The sequence below is a fragment of the Microbacterium sp. NRRL B-14842 genome, from assembly GCF_050470785.1.
In genome coordinates this window covers 1-16673 of record NZ_JBFLUM010000037.1, presented here as the reverse complement: position 1 = coordinate 16673, position 16673 = coordinate 1, and the positions used below count along the sequence as shown (strand labels likewise).

Annotated in this window: 12 protein-coding genes and 3 pseudogenes; 9 read left to right on the top strand and 6 right to left on the bottom strand. The window is 69.1% G+C overall.

The window, feature by feature from the left end; translation table 11 throughout:
• Positions 1–964 (bottom strand): TerC family protein (locus AB1285_RS20485; RefSeq protein ID WP_429977776.1); only part of this gene is annotated, 964 nt, incomplete at its 3' end.
• A 357-nt stretch (positions 965–1321) separates the two neighbouring features.
• Here AB1285_RS20485 and aspS point away from each other — a divergent pair.
• The gene (aspS, locus tag AB1285_RS20480) at positions 1322–2623 is read left to right on the top strand and encodes an aspartate--tRNA(Asn) ligase (RefSeq protein ID WP_370428360.1); all 1302 of its coding nucleotides are present in this window, start codon (positions 1322–1324) and stop codon (positions 2621–2623) included.
• Positions 2624–2682: 59 nt separating this feature from the next.
• On the opposite strand, the gene AB1285_RS20475 is transcribed toward aspS, so the two are convergent.
• From AB1285_RS20475 to AB1285_RS20465, 3 genes and pseudogenes are all read right to left on the bottom strand, one after another.
• A complete protein-coding gene (locus AB1285_RS20475) occupies positions 2683–3330 on the bottom strand; it encodes a GntR family transcriptional regulator (RefSeq protein ID WP_187663272.1) in 648 nt (215 codons plus the stop codon).
• Between the two features lie 120 nt (positions 3331–3450).
• Positions 3451–4470, bottom strand: a pseudogene (locus tag AB1285_RS20470) (NADP-dependent oxidoreductase).
• A gap of 40 nt (positions 4471–4510) precedes the next feature.
• The gene (locus AB1285_RS20465; protein ID WP_370428361.1) at positions 4511–4900 is read right to left on the bottom strand and encodes a DUF1304 domain-containing protein; all 390 of its coding nucleotides are present in this window, start codon (positions 4898–4900) and stop codon (positions 4511–4513) included.
• Between the two features lie 99 nt (positions 4901–4999).
• Between AB1285_RS20465 and AB1285_RS20460 the strand changes: the two genes are divergently transcribed.
• Entirely contained in the window at positions 5000–5593 is a 594-nt protein-coding gene (locus tag AB1285_RS20460; RefSeq protein ID WP_370428362.1) for a TetR/AcrR family transcriptional regulator, read from the top strand.
• Between the two features lie 61 nt (positions 5594–5654).
• Here AB1285_RS20460 and AB1285_RS20455 read toward each other — a convergent pair.
• A pseudogene (locus AB1285_RS20455) lies at positions 5655–6700 on the bottom strand (NAD(P)-dependent alcohol dehydrogenase).
• Between the two features lie 203 nt (positions 6701–6903).
• Here AB1285_RS20455 and AB1285_RS20450 point away from each other — a divergent pair.
• The 7 genes and pseudogenes from AB1285_RS20450 to hrpB all read left to right on the top strand — a co-directional run bounded on the left by AB1285_RS20450 (position 6904) and on the right by hrpB (position 16104).
• Positions 6904–8370, top strand: a complete 1467-nt coding sequence (locus AB1285_RS20450) for an alanine/glycine:cation symporter family protein (RefSeq protein ID WP_370428364.1) — start codon at positions 6904–6906, stop codon at positions 8368–8370.
• Between the two features lie 100 nt (positions 8371–8470).
• On the top strand, positions 8471–9160 hold the full coding sequence (locus AB1285_RS20445; protein ID WP_370428365.1) for a TetR family transcriptional regulator: 690 nt from the start codon (positions 8471–8473) through the stop codon (positions 9158–9160).
• Positions 9161–9208: 48 nt separating this feature from the next.
• On the top strand, positions 9209–10147 hold the full coding sequence (locus AB1285_RS20440; RefSeq protein ID WP_370428366.1) for an ABC transporter ATP-binding protein: 939 nt from the start codon (positions 9209–9211) through the stop codon (positions 10145–10147).
• The gene (locus AB1285_RS20435) at positions 10140–10940 is read left to right on the top strand and encodes an ABC transporter permease subunit (protein WP_429977775.1); all 801 of its coding nucleotides are present in this window, start codon (positions 10140–10142) and stop codon (positions 10938–10940) included. The genes AB1285_RS20440 and AB1285_RS20435 overlap by 8 nt, the downstream gene beginning before the upstream one ends.
• 207 nt (positions 10941–11147) lie before the next feature.
• Positions 11148–11576 carry a MarR family winged helix-turn-helix transcriptional regulator gene (locus tag AB1285_RS20430; protein ID WP_025104537.1) on the top strand — a complete coding sequence of 143 codons (429 nt, stop codon included), beginning with the start codon at positions 11148–11150 and terminating at the stop codon, positions 11574–11576.
• A 171-nt stretch (positions 11577–11747) separates the two neighbouring features.
• Positions 11748–13349, top strand: coding sequence for an SPFH domain-containing protein (locus tag AB1285_RS20425; RefSeq protein ID WP_370428367.1), 1602 nt, complete (start codon positions 11748–11750; stop codon positions 13347–13349).
• A gap of 198 nt (positions 13350–13547) precedes the next feature.
• Positions 13548–16104: pseudogene (gene hrpB / locus AB1285_RS20420) on the top strand (ATP-dependent helicase HrpB).
• Positions 16105–16123: 19 nt separating this feature from the next.
• Here the strand turns inward: hrpB and AB1285_RS20415 are convergent.
• Positions 16124–16673 (bottom strand): ABC transporter permease (locus AB1285_RS20415; RefSeq protein ID WP_429977774.1); only part of this gene is annotated, 550 nt, incomplete at its 5' end.

Here is a 16673-nt window from a genome sequence, read left to right as displayed (position 1 = left end):
TGTGGTGCCGGCGCGTCTTCATCAGGCTCGCGACGGTGGCGACCGCGATCGTGGCGGCGATGAACAGCAGCGAGAACCAGATCGGGATCTCGGGCGCCCACAGCATCGGCTCGCCGCCGTTGATGAACGGCACCTCGTTGACGTGCAGGGCGTGCAGCACGAGCTTCACACCGATGAACGCGAGGATGACGGCGAGACCCTGAGCCAGGTAGACCAGGCGCTCGAGCAGGCCGCCGATGAGGAAGTACAGCTGACGCAGACCCATCAGAGCGAACGCGTTCGCGGTGAACACGATGTACGCCTCATCGGTGAGGCCGTAGATGGCGGGGATCGAGTCGACGGCGAAGACGAGGTCGATGAAACCGATCGCGATGATCGTCAGCAGCATCGGCGTGACGTAGCGCTTGCCCTTCTGGACGACCGTGAGCTTGTCGCCGTTGTACTCCTCGCTGACGGGGAGGTGGCGGCGGACGAAGGTCATGAAGCGACCGTTCGCAGGGTTGCTCTCGTGGCTGCTGAAGGCCTGGCGGTACGCGAGGAAGAGCAGCAGCGCGCCGAAGACGTAGAAGATCCAGGAGAAGTTCTCGATGAGGGTCGCGCCGACCGCGATGAAGATGCCGCGGAGGATCAGCGCGATCACGATGCCGATCATCAGCACCTTCTGCTGATAGATCTTCGGCACTGCGAAGCCCGTCATCACGATGAGGAACACGAAGAGGTTGTCGATCGACAGCGCCTTCTCGGTGAGGTAGCCGGCGAAGTACTCGCCGCCGTACGTCCAGCCGGACACCATGCCGATGCCCACGCCGAAGAGCAGCGCGAGGCTGATGTAGAAGATCGACCAGCGTGCGGACTCGCCGATGCTCGGCTCGTGCGGCTTGCGGACGTGCGCGAAGAACTCGTACACGAAGAACGCGATGGTGACCGCGATCGTGATGACCCAGATCAAGGGGGTGATTTCCAACGGGTACTCCAGACTCGGGCGTGACGGAACAGCGCCAAAGTCTTCCCCATCCCGCCGAGCGGGACCGGTGGGCCGGGATGCAGACGCATCCGTAATGACGACCCGACCGTGTCGGAGTACTCCCCTTGGATAATCCAGGGTACGAGACGGTGCCCGCGGGATTCTGTGGATCTGCCGAGAGCGCCCCTAGACTGGACGCGGCGACCGCCGGAGCGTGACGACCTCCGGCCTCCGGGCAGGCGGTCCCCGCGCGTCCGGCGTACCGACGAGAGGCCGGCTTCTCACCGGCGAAGGTGTGGTGGCACCGCGATCTGGCCCCCGCCCACACCTCCAGGGCTCCCACAACCTGGAGGAGAAATGAGATCACCCGACCCCGCCCGCACGCTCGCCGCGGAGCTCGCCGAGGCCGCCCCCGACCACCGCGTCACGCTGCTCGGCCATGTCCACCGCCGGAGGGAGCTCGCCACCGTCGCGTTCCTGATCATCCGCGACCGTTCCGGACTCGCACAGGTCGTCGTCCGCCCCGCGCAGGCTCCGGCCGGCGGGCTCCCTCCGGAGGAGACGGTCGTCCGCGTGACGGGGACCGTCGCCGCGAACCCGCAGGCCCCGGGCGGCGTCGAGATCGTCGACCCGCAGATCGAGAGCCTGTCGGAGCCGGCCGCACCGCCGGTCGTGGAACTGTGGCGTCCGACACTCGAAACGAGTCTGCCGACGCTGCTCGACCACGCCGCGGTGACCTGGCGCCATCCGGCACGCCGCGCGACCTGGCAGATCGCCGCGGCGAGCGTGCGCGCGTTCCGCCGGGTGCTCGACGCCGCGGACTTCACCGAGGTGCAGACCCCGAAGGTCGTCGACACCGTGACGGAGTCGGGAGCGAACGTGTTCCCGGTCGACTACTTCGGCAGGACCGGATATCTCGCGCAGAGTCCGCAGTTCTACAAGCAGCAGCTGGTGGGGGTGTTCGAGCGCGTCTATGAGGTGGGTCCCGTCTTCCGCGCCGAGCCGCACGACACCGTGCGGCACCTCTCGGAGTACGTGTCGCTGGACGTCGAGTTCGGGTTCATCCGCGACCACCGCGACGTCCTGCGCCTCCTCGGCCACGTGCTGCGCGGCATGCTCGACGGCATCCGCACCGACGCCGCGGAGGAACTCGCGCTGCTCGACGTGACGCTCCCCGTCATCCCCGAGGACATCCCCGTCGTGCACTTCCGGGATGCGCTGCGCCGGGTCGGTGCTCCGGCCGACGAGCCCGACCTCTCCCCCGCACACGAGCGGACGCTCGGGGCGTGGGCGAAGGAGGAGTTCGGCAGCGACGTGCTGGCCGTCGAGGGATACCCGATGCGCAAGCGCCCGTTCTACACGCATCCGCAGCCCGACGACACGGAGGGGAGCAACAGCTTCGACCTCCTGTTCCGCGGTCTGGAGCTCGTGACCGGCGGACAGCGGCTGCATCGGCACAGCGAGGTCATCGCGGCGATCGAAGCTCGGGGCGAGTCGCCCTCGGCGTACGCCGGCTACCTCGAGGCGTTCGCGCACGGGATGCCTCCGCACGGCGGCTTCGCGATCGGACTGGAGCGCTGGGTCGGCCGACTGGTCGAGGCGACCAACGTGCGTGAGGTGACGCTGTTCCCGCGCGACGTCCATCGCCTCACGCCGTAGCCCCGGGACGCGACGAGGGCGACCGCGGTGTGCGGTCGCCCTCGTTCGTCAGCGGCGGATCACTCCGTGATCTCGGCCAGCCCCGATTGCTCGGCCCGATCGATGATCGCGGGGAGCGTCTCGTCGAAGAAGCTCACCAGCACGGCCCGGGTCTTGACTGCGTCCCGTTCGGACGTCGCCTCGCGGATCGCGCCGACGAACTCCTCGACGGCGGACCAGTCCACGGCGTCCTTCGCATGCTGGGTGAAACGACGGATCTGCGGCCCGAGGCGCTCGATGGAGTTGGCGCGCGTGGCGTTGCCCTCGATCCGGGCGAAGCCCGTCGCCGCGCTGCGGAGCGCCGCCCCGAACGCGATGATGTCCCGCTCCTGCACCGACGCCGCCATGTCGTCGGCCAGCTCGACGAGGTAGGCCACATCGTCGTCCTGGATGACCGGCATGACGTGACGGACCGAGCCGATCCAGATGTCGCCGAACAGGTCGACCGCGTTCCGCACGCGCTCCAGATCGATCGGGGCCACGCGGGTGTACCGGTTCCGCTGCATCTCGACGAGGCCGTTGTCGGCCAGGCGGTCGAGGGCGTGACGGATCGGCGTCTTCGAGGTGCCGAGGCGTTCGGCGAGCTCGTAATCGCGCAAGCGCTCGCCGGGCTGGAGTTCGCCGCTGATGATCGCATCCTGCAGGCGCACGAAAGCCTCGTCGCTCATCGACCGGCGTTCGAGGGGGCCGCCAGAGAGTGTCACACTGCCTCCAGTGGGGGTCATGGAGAGTGAAGTTCTACGTCTCAAGCAATATATCTCAAATGCGCGGGCGGCCCGCTTCGGACGTCAGGCGGAGGGTGCGACCCGCACGAGCATCTTCCCCGTGTTGGCTCCGCGCATCATGTCGAGGAACGCGTCGACCGTGTTCTCGATGCCGTCGACGATGGTCTCGTCGTACGCGATCCGCCCTTCTGCGAACCAGCGGTCATCTTCTCGCTGAACTCCGGCGACAGGTGCAGGTAGTTCGCCAGAGTGAAGCCCTGGAGACGGAGACCGCGCGTGATGATGTTCGCCATGTTGTCGGGGCCGGGCACCGGCTCGGTGGTGTTGTAGCTCGTGATGGCGCCGCACAGCGCGATCCGACCGCCGTCGTTCATCACGTCGAGCGCGGCTTCGAGGTGGTCGCCGCCGACGTTGTCGAAGAACACGTCTACGCCCTCGGCGCGAGCCCGGCGAGCTGCTTGCGCACCGGGCCGTCCTTGTAGTTGAACGCCGCGTCGTAGCCGTACTTCTCGGTCAGCAGGGCGACCTTCTCGGCCGATCCCGCCGAGCCGATGACACGGCCGGCGCCGAGGAGCTTGGCGATCTGACCGACAGCCGTGCCGACGGCACCGGCGGCGCCGGAGACGAAGACGGTGTCGCCCGGGGCGAGTCCGGCGATCGCGGTGAGCCCGACGTACGCGGTGAGGCCGGTCATGCCGAGGATGTGCAGGCGCAGCGACAGCGGCATGCCGGGCACCTCGGGCACGGCCCGGAAGGTCGACGCGTCCGCCTGCACGACATCGCTCCAGCCGTGCTGGTGCAGCACAACGGTGCCGACGGGAGGTCGTCCGCCGCAGAGGCGACGACCCGGCCGATGGCGCCACCGGCGATGACTTCGTCGAGGGCGTAGGGGGCGACGTAGCTGCGGACGTCGTTCATCCGCCCGCGCATATAGGGGTCGACGGAGACGAACTCGTTCGCCACGCGCACCTCCCCCGGCGCCGGATCGCTCAGCTCCACCTCGACGGTGCGGAAGTCGTCGTGGGTCGGCCACCCCTCGGGGCGGCGGGCGAGCTGGATCTGGGTGCTGATGGCGTGGGACATTTCTCTCCTTCGTGAGGATCTGGGGGTGCTGCGGCCGGACTCAGACGAGGAGGCCGATGGCGAGCGCGATGACGCCGAGCGCCGGGATGACGCCCTGCTTCAGGGCGGCGGACGCCTTGTCGGGGCTCGACAGCAGCAGCACGAGGCTCGCGGCGACCATCGATCCGGCGCCGGTGAAGACGAGAGTCGCGCCGACGGCGGTCGCTCCCGTGGCGAAGAGGACGATGCCGAGGAGGACGGCGACCGCGAGGAACAGGTTGTAGAAGCCCTGGTTGAACGCGAGCTCCTTCTGTCGCGCGGCCTCCTCCGCCGTGCCCGTGCCGAACGTGCGGCGAGCGCGCGCGCTCATCCAGGCGAACGACTCGAGCCAGAAGATGTAGACGTGCACGAGTGCCGCGATGCCTGCGAGCACGAGTCCGGCGATGACCATGACAGTCCCCCTTCGACGCGGCGAGGCCGCGCATTCTGTATCGGTCGTTCCAATATATACTGGATCGAGCGATTCACAAAAGGGGCAGGAGCACGGCGAATGGGGCGCGCACAGACCTTCGACACCGCCGAGGCGGTCCGCGCGGCGCGCAGCGTGTTCTGGGAGCGCGGCTTCGAGAGCGCTCCCTTGCCGGAGCTCGAGCGCGCGACCGGCCTCAGTCGTTCCAGCATCTATCACGCCTTCGGTTCCAAGCGCGGACTCTTCGACGCCGCCGTCGAGAGCTATCTGGACGAGGTGATCCGCCCGCGCCTCGCCCCGTTGACGGGTGAGACCGTGGCGCCGGAGGCTCTGGAGACCTACCTCGGCGGACTGCGTACGGCACTGCTGACAGCCGGCAGCCTCCCGGCGACGAGCGGCTGCCTGCTGGTCAACACCGCCGCCGCCCCCATCGGCACCGACGACGCGGTCGCCCGGGTCGTGGCGTCCTATCGCGCGGAGCTCCGAGAGGCGTTCGCGCGCGGCGTCCAGGCCGCCCTCCCCGAGCTCGCGGGAACGGAAGTCGCGACCCTGGCGGACGCCTGTACGGGACTGGTGGTCTCCGCATTCGCCCTCGTCCGCGTCGCCCCCGACGCCGCGGCGAGTGCGATCGATGCGGCGCTCGCACTCCTCGCCGACCGGCGACGCCGCGCCTGAGGCCGCACGGAAACGGAGAACGCCTGGGAGGGCGATCCCTCCCAGGCGTTCGAGGCCGGCGTCAGGGGACGATGACGGCGCGTCCGCGGATGCTGTTCGACGCGAGGTCCTCGTACGCCTTCGGGCCGTCGTCGAGCGTGTAGCTCTCGGTCTGGACGTGGATCTTCCCGGCGCGGGCGAGGTCCAGCACCTCGATCAGTTCGGCGCGTGAGCCCCAGTAGGGAATGCGCACGGCGGCGTCGTAGGCGATCGAGCCGAACCCGAGCGTCATGCTGCCCCCGCCGATGCCCACGATGGTGATGTCGGCTTCGAGCGCGGCCACGCTCTGGGCCAGGGCGATCGTCGGGTTCGCGCCCACGAAGTCGAACACCGCGTTCGCGCCGAGACCGCCGGTGAGCTCGCGGATCTTCTCGGCGGCCGATGCATCGCTGATCAGCACGTGATCGGCGCCCACCTCGGTGGCGAGCTTCAGCTTCTCGTCGTTCACGTCGAGGGCGATGACCGTGGCCCCCGAGATGGCCTTGAGGATCTGGATGCCGACGTGGCCGAGACCGCCGGTGCCGATCACGACGGCGAACGTGCCGGCGCCGAGCTTCGGAAGCGAGTTCTTGATCGCGTGGTACGGGGTGAGGCCCGCGTCGGTCAGCGAGACGTTCTGCACGGGGTCGAGGTCAGCGAGCGGCACGAGGTGGCGCGCGTCGTCGACGATCATGTACTCGGCCATCGAGCCCTGGCTGCCCAGCCCCGGAGGACGGATGCCCTCGGCGGCGGCGTTCGTGCAGTAGTTCTCCTTGCCCATCGAGCAGTTGTGGCAGCGACCACAGCCCCACGGACCGTAGACGGCCACGGCATCCCCGACCTTGAGCGTCGAGTCGACGCCCTCGCCGATCTCGTGCACGATGCCAGCGCCTTCGTGCCCGAGCGTCAGCGGCAGCGGGTAACCCTGCTCGTGGTAGTCCTTCTCGGGGAGGCCCATGACGTAGTCGTCGGAGTGACAGACACCACCCGCGGTGATCTTGAGCAGGACCTGGCCGGGGCCGGGCTTCGGAATCGGGATGTCGACCACCACCGGGGCTTGCCGATCTCGACGTAGCGGAGAGCTTTCATGAGCATCTTCTTCCTGGCGTTCGAGAGGTCTGCCGCGCGGTGCGGAGGCGGGGGCTCTCGAAACCGTCCCTTCCAGTATCCGCCCGATCGGGGCCTTCCTCGTCTTCCGCAGGGCGGGAAGACACCGGCGGCCCCGGCAGCTTCTCAGCTCCTGGATTTTTCTCAGCCTGGTGAGCCGGCGTCGACGTCGCCATACTGTGCGGATGGATGCTGTTAACGAGTGGCTGCTGACCTGGGGCGACAACCTGTGGACATGGATCGTCCTTCCGATCGTCGTCCTCCTCGGGCTCTACTTCACGATTCGCTCGGGCGTCGTGCAGTTCCGTTTGATTCCGGAGATGTTCCGCACTCTGAAGGATCGAACGCCCCGCACGGAGAGCGGCGAGCCTCAATCGGTCTCCTCCTTTCAGGCATTCACCATCTCCGCCGCTTCACGAGTGGGCGTCGGCAACATCGCGGGAGTGGGAACCGCGATCGCGATCGGCGGTCCCGGCGCGGTCTTCTGGATGTGGCTGATGGCATTCATCGGTGGAGCGTCCGCGTTCATCGAGTCCTCGCTGGCACAGCTGTACAAGAGGCGCGATAGGGACGGGTTCATCGGCGGCCCCGCCTACTACATGCAACGCGGGCTCGGAGCGCGATGGATGGGCGTGCTTTTCGCCGTCATCCTCATCATCTGCTTCCCCATCGCTTTCAGCTCGTTGCAGGCGAACACCATCCAGGCGACGATCGCGGGCAGCCTCGGCGGAGAGTCTGCTGCCTGGCTGCCGTGGGTCACCGGCGGCGCACTCGCACTGCTCATGGGGCTCGTCATCTTCGGGGGCGTGCGCCGCATCGCCTCCGTCACCCAGACGCTGGTCCCGATCATGGCACTGCTGTATCTGCTTCTCGGCGTGGTGATCGTCGCGATGCACATCGAGCGCCTTCCCGGAGTCTTCGCCACGATCTTCCTCGAAGCCTTCGGCCCGAACGAGGTCGTCGGCGCAGCGCTCGGCTACATCATCCTCACCGGCGTCAAGAGGGGGATGTTCTCCAACGAAGCCGGGCTGGGGTCGGCCCCCAACGCAGGAGCGAGCGCGGCGGTGACACACCCGGTCAAACAAGGTCTCGTGCAGACGCTGGGCGTGTACTTCGACACCTTCCTCGTCTGCTCGATCACCGCGTTCATCATCCTGGTCTCGGTTCCAGACCTGGCCGGCGCCGAACGCGGCATCGGGCTGACGCAGGGCGCGGTCGTCAGCGCGCTGGGCACCTGGTCGAACATCCTCCTGATCGTCATCATCTTCCTGCTCGCGTTCAGCTCGATCCTCGGCAACTACTACTACGGGCAGACCAACGTGGAGTTCATCACCTCCTGCACCGGAGTCCTGCTCGGCTATCGTCTCTTCGCGATCGCCGCAGTGTTCGCTGGGGCCCTCGTCTCCGCCGATGTCGTGTGGAACTTCGCCGACGGCGCGATGGGATTCATGGCCCTCGTCAACCTCGTCGCGATCGCGCTGCTGTCCGGAATCGCCTTCAAGCTGTTGAAGGACTACACCCAGCAACGACGAGAAGGGCTGGACCCGGTCTTCACGAGGGCACGTCTTCCCGAGGTCAGCGGGATCGAGGTCTGGGAGGACGAGTTGTCGGTCACGGGGCCGATCGATCTCCCCGCGTCGCGTCGGCGATGACCACATCCATCGCCGCCTCAGACGCTCGGTCTGCGAGACCGACGGAACGGAGATGACCTGACTCTTGCCCCGGACTGAACGCTCGTTTAGCATGCTGACTATGCGTTCAGGAGCCGACGACCTCACCACCAGGGCGCGCATTCGCGACGCCGCGATCGTCCGGTTCAGCGAGCGCGGATTCGACGGCACGAGTCTGCGGCAGATCGCGCAGGATGCGGGCGTGAGCCCGGCGCTGATCCTGCACCACTTCGGAAGCAAGGAAGGACTGCGCGACGTGTGCGACGCGCACGTCGTGAGCACTTTCCTCGCCGAGCGAGACGGCATGACGGGTGCCGACGCCGCGCGCCTGATGCGGGAGGCATTGGACTCGTTAGAGGGTCGCAATGTCGCACTGGACTACCTCGCCCGGATGCTTCTCGACGACTCCGCCGCGTCCGACCATCTCTTCGACATGTTCCTCGCCAGCACCAGAGACATGCTGCGCGAACAGATCGCCGCGGGCACGATGCGCGAGCAGTCCGACCTGGAAGCCACTGCCGTGTATATGACCCTCTACGGCCTCGGTCCCGTCATCCTGCGGCGGCACCTCGCGCGCGCCTTCGGAGAGAGCACGCTGACGACATCGCTGCTGGAACGGTCGACCGTTCCCGTGCTGGAGCTCTACACACACGGGCTCTACGCCGACGACCATCTGCTCGTCGCCGCGAAGGAAGCGCTCGCCAGAAGCAGCGGGCCCTCCTCGGACAAGGGCGAGAACGACCCGAATCAGGACCCGGATCCTCCCCGCTGACGAGATCTCCGAACCTGGTCCCCTTCACCCTCCGAAAGGAGCAGGGCCATGACCCCTGCCATCGAACTCACTCACCTTCGCAAACAGTACGGTCGGCACACAGCGGTCGACTCCATCGATCTCCGCGTCGATCCCGGCACCGTGTTCGGGCTCATCGGCCCTAACGGCGCAGGAAAGACCACCACGCTGCGCATGATCCTCGACATCATCCGCCCCACGTCGGGCGCTATCCGGGTCCTGGGCGAAGACCCGCGCCGCGGCGGCCCGGCCCTCCGACGACGCATCGGCTTCATCCCCGGCGAGCTCCGACTCGACGACCGCACGACGGGACGCCGCATGCTCGACTTCTACACCGAGGTGTCCGGCCCGGTGAACCCCGGCACGATCGACCGCCTCGCGGGCCGACTCGACCTCGACCTGAGCCGGCCGGTGCGCGCCCTCTCGAAGGGCAACAAGCAGAAGCTCGGGATCGTCCAAGCCTTCATGCACGAACCGCCGTTGCTCGTGCTGGACGAGCCGACCAGCGGTCTCGACCCGCTCGTCCAGAGAGAGTTCCTCCACCTCGTCACCGAAGCCAGAGATCGCGGCCAGACCGTGCTGCTGAGCTCCCATGTGCTGAGCGAGATCCAGCAGACGGCCGACATCGTCGCCGTCCTCAGTCGAGGGAGGGTCGTGGCGGAGGGTGATGTGGCCTCACTCAGACTCGGCGCGATCCGGCGCGTACGCGTCGGTCTCGATACGACGGCAGCGACCCTGATCCGGGAGCAACTCGGTGCACTGCCGCAGATCTCCGAGCTCGACGTCCGCGGCGAGACGGACATCGTGCAGGTGAATGCCACCGTCGAAGGTGCCATCGACCCGCTGGTGAAGGTGCTGGCGCAGCACCACGTCCTCGACCTCGCGATCGAGGAACCAGACCTGGAGGAATCGGTCCTGCGGCTCTACGGTGACTCCTCGAGTCTCGAGGCGGGTGAGGGCGATGCGTGACGCGCTTCCCATCTTCCGGCGCGCTCTCCGCGAAACCTGGCGCGGAACGGTGGGCTGGACCATCGGCGTCGCGGCGGTGCTGTTCCTGTACCTGCCCCTGTTCCCGAGCATCGGCGGCAACGGGCAGATGCAGCAGATCATCGACAGCCTGCCCCCGGAGCTCGTCGGAGCACTCGGCTACGACCAGATCGGCACCGGGGCGGGCTACGCCCAGGGAACCTTCTACGGCCTCATCGGCTTCCTCCTCCTGACCATCGCAGGCACGTCCTGGGGAGCGGGCGCCATCGCCGGCGCGGAGGCGTCAGGGCGCCTCGAACTCGACCTGGCTCACGGTGTGGGACGGGTCGGATACGCGATCGCGTCCGCCTTCGCCATCCTCGCCCGGCTCGCGTGGCTGGGCGTGTTCGCGGGCGCTGTCGTCGCCCTGCTCAACGACTCGGCACAGCTCGACATCGATCCGATCCGCATCATCGACACCACCGTCGTCTTCGTCGGCCTCACGATGCTCTCGGGGAGTGCCGCGCTCCTGCTGGGCGCTCTCTTGGGTCGCACTTCCTGGGCTGTCGCAGGGGGCGCGGGAATCGCCGTCGCCGGGTACGCCTTCAACGCGATCGCGAACCAGGTGGAGAACGCCGAGTGGCTCCGGGCGATCTCACCGTACTCCTGGGCGTTCCACCAGGCTCCGCTCGCGGAGGGGTTCGATCCCCGCGGCACCGTGGCGCTCTGGGCGGTGAACGTCGCATTCGTCGCCGGAAGCGCCTGGGCGCTGCGACGCCGCGATGTGATCGGCTGAGGCGATGCGCGGACCATCGTCGCGGGGGGCCTGCCATTTGTGATCAAACCGTTGCATTCGTTACCTCGCCGTTATACAGTGATCGCACGGTGAATGTTTGCTGTGGCATCCACCGCATGTGATTGCAGGACACTCTTGGTGCAAGGGACAAGGGCCGGTCGGGAGCCTCTCCGACCGGCCCTTTACTGCGCCCGGTACTCTGTGAGGATGACCGATCGGAAGCTCGCGCTGGAGGCCTGGGAAAGCCTGTTCCGCGCGCAGCACGAACTGTTCACCGAGATGGCAGCCGACTTCGACACCGGCGACATCACGCAGGCCGAGTACGACGTGCTGCTCACCGTCACGCGCTCGCCGGAGATGACCGCCCGCCTGCGCGACATCACCGCCAACATGCTCATCAGCCAGCCGAGCGTCTCCCGCCTCGTCGACCGGATGGTGACGCGGGGACTGGTCGCGAAGTGCGCCGACCCGGACGACGGCCGCGGCGCCCTGATCCGCGCGACGGACGAGGGCGCCCGGGCCTTCCGAGCGCTCGCGACCGTGCACGGCCGGTCGATCGCCGACCGGATGTCACGCCTCGACGACGAGGAGCTGCGCCTGCTGCGCGACCTCGCGGAGAAACTCCGCACCCGCTGACCGCTCCCCTCCTCCGCAGGCAGGGCGGCGGGAGGAACGTCCACCGATACCGGCATGATGGCACCCGACGCGGTGGCGGGCGTCTCTTTTCTGGCAGGGTGGGTTGCGCACGCCCACATCGACCGTGGGCATATCGGACCGCCCCCTCGGGGGGAACCAGGGAGGTCATCCATGGAGATCGCCGGAATCATCGGCATCCTCACCATCGTCGGGATCGCGGTCGTCGCCGCGATCGTCGTCCTGCTGATCCTGCTGCTGTTCGCCCGCAGCTGGATCAAGGTGGCTCGCGCCGACGAAGCGCTCGTCATCTCCGGACGCAAGCAGAAGGTGCAGCGTGCCGTGATCGGCGCCGACGGCACGAGCAGCTCGGAGATGTCGGAATCGCCCGTCACGGTCATCGTGAACGGGAAGTCGCTCGTCAACCCGATCACCCAGCGCCACGAGATCATCTCCCTCCGCTCACGGCAGGTGTCGCTCAACGCCGAGGCCCAGTCGCTCGACAACGTGACGCTCAACGTCGACGGCGTCGCCATCGTCAAGATCGGCTCCGACCCGCTGCTGGTGCGCCGGGCCGCCGAGCGCTTCGCCTCCCAGGACAAGGCCATCGAGCAGTTCACCACCGAGCAGCTGGAGGGCGCCCTGCGCGGCATCGTCGCGACGCTCTCCGTCGTGGAGCTCATGCGGGAGCGCAAGAAGTTCTCCGACCAGATCGCCGCCGACGTCTCCCAGGAGCTCGCCGAACAGGGCCTCATCCTCGACTCCTTCCAGATCAAGGGCATCACCGACAAGGTCGGCTACATCCAGTCCCTCGGTGCGCCGGAGATCCAGGCGAAGCGTCAGGCCGCGGAGATCTCGCAGACCAACGCCGACCGCGCGATCAACCAGAAGAACATCGCCAACCAGGAGGCGAACCTCGTCGAGCAGACCGCTCTCGACACCAACACCGCCAACGCCAACGCCGGCATCGGCCGGGCCCGCGCCGAGGCGGAGCAGGCCGAGCAGCTCGCCCGCGCCCAGGCCGAGCAGGCCGTGCTGCAGCAGCAGGCCGAGAACAAGCAGGCGCAGCTCGACGCCGACGTCAAGCGCGTCGCGGACGCCCAGCGGTACGAGGCGGAGACCCGCGCGCAGGCCGAGCTCTACACGCGTGAGCGGGCGGCCGAGGCGGCGGCGATCGAGCAGGTCAAGCAGGCCGAGGCGCGCACCCGCATCGCCGAGCAGCAGGCGCAGGCCGACAAGGCGCGCGCCGACGGTGAGGCTGCCGCCGCGATCGCGAAGGCGACCGGTGACGCGGATGCTCTGCGCGCCCAGGCGGAGGCCGAAGCCGAGGCCCGTCGCCTCCGCGCCAACGCCGAGGCCGAGGCGATCCGCGCCGAGGGTGAGGCCCGTGCAGCCGCTGTCGAGGCCGAGGCCAAGGCCATCGCCTCCAACCAGGATGCCTTCCTCTCGCAGCGCGTGCTGGAAGTGCTGCCGTCGATCATGTCGGAGTTCGCGAAGGGCTACGCCGCCATCGGCAGCGTCTCGATCGTCGGCGGATCCGCCGAGGACGGCGCGTCGAACGTCGTCGGCGCCGACAGCGCGAAGGCCATGCGCTCGGTGTTCGACAGCGTGCACTCCGCCACAGGCCTCGACCTGGCCGGAATCATCCAGGGGCAGGCCGTCGGTCGCGGCTTCGGAGCCGGAGTCGCCGAAGCGTCCGCACCGACCCCGGCGCCGCGCACGCCCGCACCGACCACCCCGCCGCCCCCCGCTCCTCCGGCTCGCGACGCGGAGTAAGCAGCACAGGACAGCGGATGCCGCGACCGACTCGGTCGCGGCATCCGCTGTCTGTCGTCGGAGCACCGCTTCCGCCGGTTCACAACTCAGGAGATCGGCAGGCACGGACGCGGCGATCCGTCCCGCTGCTCCGAATCCCCCCGGATCTCCTGAGTTGCGAACGGCTCCGGGCGTCGATCAACCGGGCAGACTGGACGGGTGACCCGCGCTGCCTTCGACCTCGCCGCCATCGGTGCAGGCCTGTCGTTCGCGGGCGCCCTCGAGGAGCTCTCCGCTGCCCTCGACACGAGCGGCTCCGTGGTGGTGACCGCGCCGCCGGGCACGGGCAAGACCACCCTCGTACCGCCGCTCGTCGCCTCACGAACCACCGACCGCGTGATCGTCACCCAACCCCGCCGGGTCGCCGCGCGTGCCGCCGCCCGCCGACTCGCACACCTCGATGGCTCCCCGCTCGGATCCCGGGTGGGCTTCACCGTCCGCGGCGAGCGCACAGCCGGGCCGGATACGAGGGTCGAGTTCGTCACCGCCGGCGTGCTCCTGCGACGGTTGCTGGACGACCCGGGACTCGACGGCGTGAGTGCGGTCATCATCGATGAGGTGCACGAGCGTGCCCTCGAGACCGACCTCCTCGTCGGCCTGCTCTCGGAGGTGCGGGAGCTGCGGGATGACCTCGTCGTCGTCGCGATGTCCGCCACCCTCGACGCTGCCCGGCTCGCCGCCGTCATCGGCACCGCCGAGTCCCCCGCGCCGATCGTCGACCATGACGTCGCAGCCTTCCCCCTCACCGAGCGCTGGGCTCCGAGTCCCACGCCCCGCCTCGACGAACGGGGAGTCACCCGCGGCTTCCTCGACCACATCGCGAGTGTCTCCGCCTCCGCCGCCACCGAGCTGGTCCGCGAAGACCCCGAAGCCGACGTGCTCGTGTTCGCCCCGGGCGCTCGCGAGGTGTCGGAGATCGCCCGACGCGTCCGCACTCTGAACGGCGCCTTCGACGTGCGGGAGCTGCACGGCCAGACCCCGCCGGCGGAACAGGATGCCGTGATCCGCGGTCGTGCACCGGGGGGCGTGCCCCGCATCATCGTCGCCACCTCGCTCGCCGAGTCGTCGATCACGGTGCCGGGTGTGCGGATGGTCGTGGACAGCTGTCTGTTCCGGCAGCCGCAGCGCGACGCCGCCCGCGGCATGACGGGTCTGGTCACCACCGCCGCCTCCCGTTCCTCGTGCGTGCAGCGTGCCGGACGCGCGACGCGTCAGGGCCCCGGCATCGTCGTCCGGTGTGTGGACGAGCGCGCCTACGCGGCGGCTCCCGCGCGTCCGTCCCCGGAGATCGCGACGGCCGACCTCACCGGCGCCGCCCTCCTCCTCGCGTGCTGGGGTTGCCCCGGGCGGAGCAGGCCTGCGGTTGATCGAACCGCTGCGAGCCGACAGTCTCGCCGACGCCGTCGCGGTGCTTCGCGGTCTCGGAGCGATCGACGACGACGGGCGCGCCACGGCCGAGGGCCGCGTGCTGGCCCGCATCCCGACCGACCCCCGGCTGGCCAGGGCGCTGCGGGACGGCAGCCCCGTGGTGGGGAGCCGGCTCGCCGCCGAGGTCGTCGCGCTTCTGGGCGGTGATCAGCGCGTCCCGGATGCCGACGTCGCCCACGCTCTTGTCGCGTTGCGGGGCGGCGGGACTGCGGAGGCCCGTCGCTGGCGCGAGGACGCGCGTCGTCTGGAACGCCTCGCCGATCCGACGCCGGACACCCGCGCGGGTCTCGACGGCGTCGGTCTCGTGATCGCGCTGGCCTTCCCCGAACGTGTCGCCCACCGCGTCGAGCACACGGGATCGGGAGCCACGTTCCTGCTGGCCTCCGGCACGCGGGCCGGAGTGAGCGGTTCCCTCGCGTCCTCGGAATGGCTCGCCGTGGCCGATGTCGCCCGCGCTTCGTCCCGGGCGGCCGCCGGTTCCGGTGCGGTCATCCGCACGGCGGCGACCCTCACCGAGGAGCAGGCGGAGCGCGCGGCGGGCCCCCTGATGAGCGACCGCGTGGAGGCCGAGTTCGTCGGAGGTCGTGTGCAGGCCCGCCGCGAGCGCCGGATCGGTGCGATCCTGCGTTCCTCGGTGCCGGTGCGAGCGGCGGCATCGACAGGGCGGGATGCCGTGGCCCGGGCGGTCCGACGCGAGCGCCTCGGTATGTTCACCTGGTCCGACGGGGCGGAGGCCCTCCGCCGCAGACTCGCGCTGCTCCGACGTGAGCTCGGAGAGCCATGGCCCGATGTGTCGGACGCGGGGTTGATCGACGCCCTCGATGCCTGGATGGCGCCGGAGCTCGAGGCTCTCGCATCCGGCACCCCCGCGAGTCGGCTGGATCTGTCCTCGGCGCTGCGCCGTCTGCTGCCCTGGCCCGAGGCCGTGCACCTCGAGGCCCTCGTACCGGAGCGGCTCGAGGTCCCCAGCGGCTCCCGCGTCCGCATCACCTACCCGGAACCCGACGGGGATCCGACCGCACGCCCCGTCGTCGCGGTGAAGCTGCAGGAGTGCTTCGGGTGGGCGGCGACTCCCCGGCTGGTCGACGGTCGTGTTCCCGTCCTCTTCCATCTGCTGTCGCCCGCAGGCCGCCCGCTCGCCGTCACCGACGACCTCGCCTCGTTCTGGTCCGGCCCCTATGCCCAGGTGCGCGCCGAGATGCGCGGCCGCTACCCCCGGCACCCCTGGCCCGAGGACCCCTGGGCCGCCGTGCCGACGAAGCACACCAAGAACCGCGCCGCGCGCTGACCCAGGCCAGGACTCCGGCTCAGCGTGTACGCCGCCGCAGTGTGAGGGCGGCGAGCACCAGAGCGCCGACCGCGAAGGCCACGACGATGAGCAGCGGACCGAACACGTCCCACTCTTCGTCCCCCGCCGTGACGGCGTTGATCGTGTCGATCGCGTAGCTGAGCGGCAGCCAGTCGGAGATGGCGTACAGCACGTCGGGCATCTGGTCGCGCGGCATGAACAACCCGCCGAGGATGATCTGCGGGAACACCAGCAACGGCATGAACTGCACGGCCTGGAACTCGGTCTGGGCGAACGCGCTCGCCAGCAGGCCGAGGGCTGTGCCGAGCAGTGCGTCGACCACCGCGACGAGGCCCAGCTGCCACAGCGGTCCGTCGACGTCGAGCCCGCACACCCCGACCGCGAACGACACCGTGATCACCGCCTGCAGCACGGCCATCAGCCCGAAGGCGAGCGCGTACCCGAGGATGAAGTCGGCCTTCTCGAGCGGCGTGGTCATCAGCCGTTCGAGCGTGCCGGAACGGCGTTCGCGCAAGGTGGTGATCGACGTGATGAGGAACATCACGATG

Coding starts and splice junctions, on each gene's coding strand:
- AB1285_RS20445 (WP_370428365.1), top strand. CDS start 8,471: ATGCGTTCAGGAGCCGACGACCTCACCACCAGGGCGCGCATTCGCGAC.
- AB1285_RS20450 (WP_370428364.1), top strand. CDS start 6,904: ATGGATGCTGTTAACGAGTGGCTGCTGACCTGGGGCGACAACCTGTGG.
- AB1285_RS20460 (WP_370428362.1), top strand. CDS start 5,000: ATGGGGCGCGCACAGACCTTCGACACCGCCGAGGCGGTCCGCGCGGCG.
- aspS (WP_370428360.1), top strand. CDS start 1,322: ATGAGATCACCCGACCCCGCCCGCACGCTCGCCGCGGAGCTCGCCGAG.
- AB1285_RS20475 (WP_187663272.1), bottom strand. CDS start 3,330: ATGAGCGACGAGGCTTTCGTGCGCCTGCAGGATGCGATCATCAGCGGC.
- AB1285_RS20430 (WP_025104537.1), top strand. CDS start 11,148: ATGACCGATCGGAAGCTCGCGCTGGAGGCCTGGGAAAGCCTGTTCCGC.
- AB1285_RS20435 (WP_429977775.1), top strand. CDS start 10,140: ATGCGTGACGCGCTTCCCATCTTCCGGCGCGCTCTCCGCGAAACCTGG.
- AB1285_RS20425 (WP_370428367.1), top strand. CDS start 11,748: ATGGAGATCGCCGGAATCATCGGCATCCTCACCATCGTCGGGATCGCG.
- AB1285_RS20465 (WP_370428361.1), bottom strand. CDS start 4,900: ATGGTCATCGCCGGACTCGTGCTCGCAGGCATCGCGGCACTCGTGCAC.
- AB1285_RS20440 (WP_370428366.1), top strand. CDS start 9,209: ATGACCCCTGCCATCGAACTCACTCACCTTCGCAAACAGTACGGTCGG.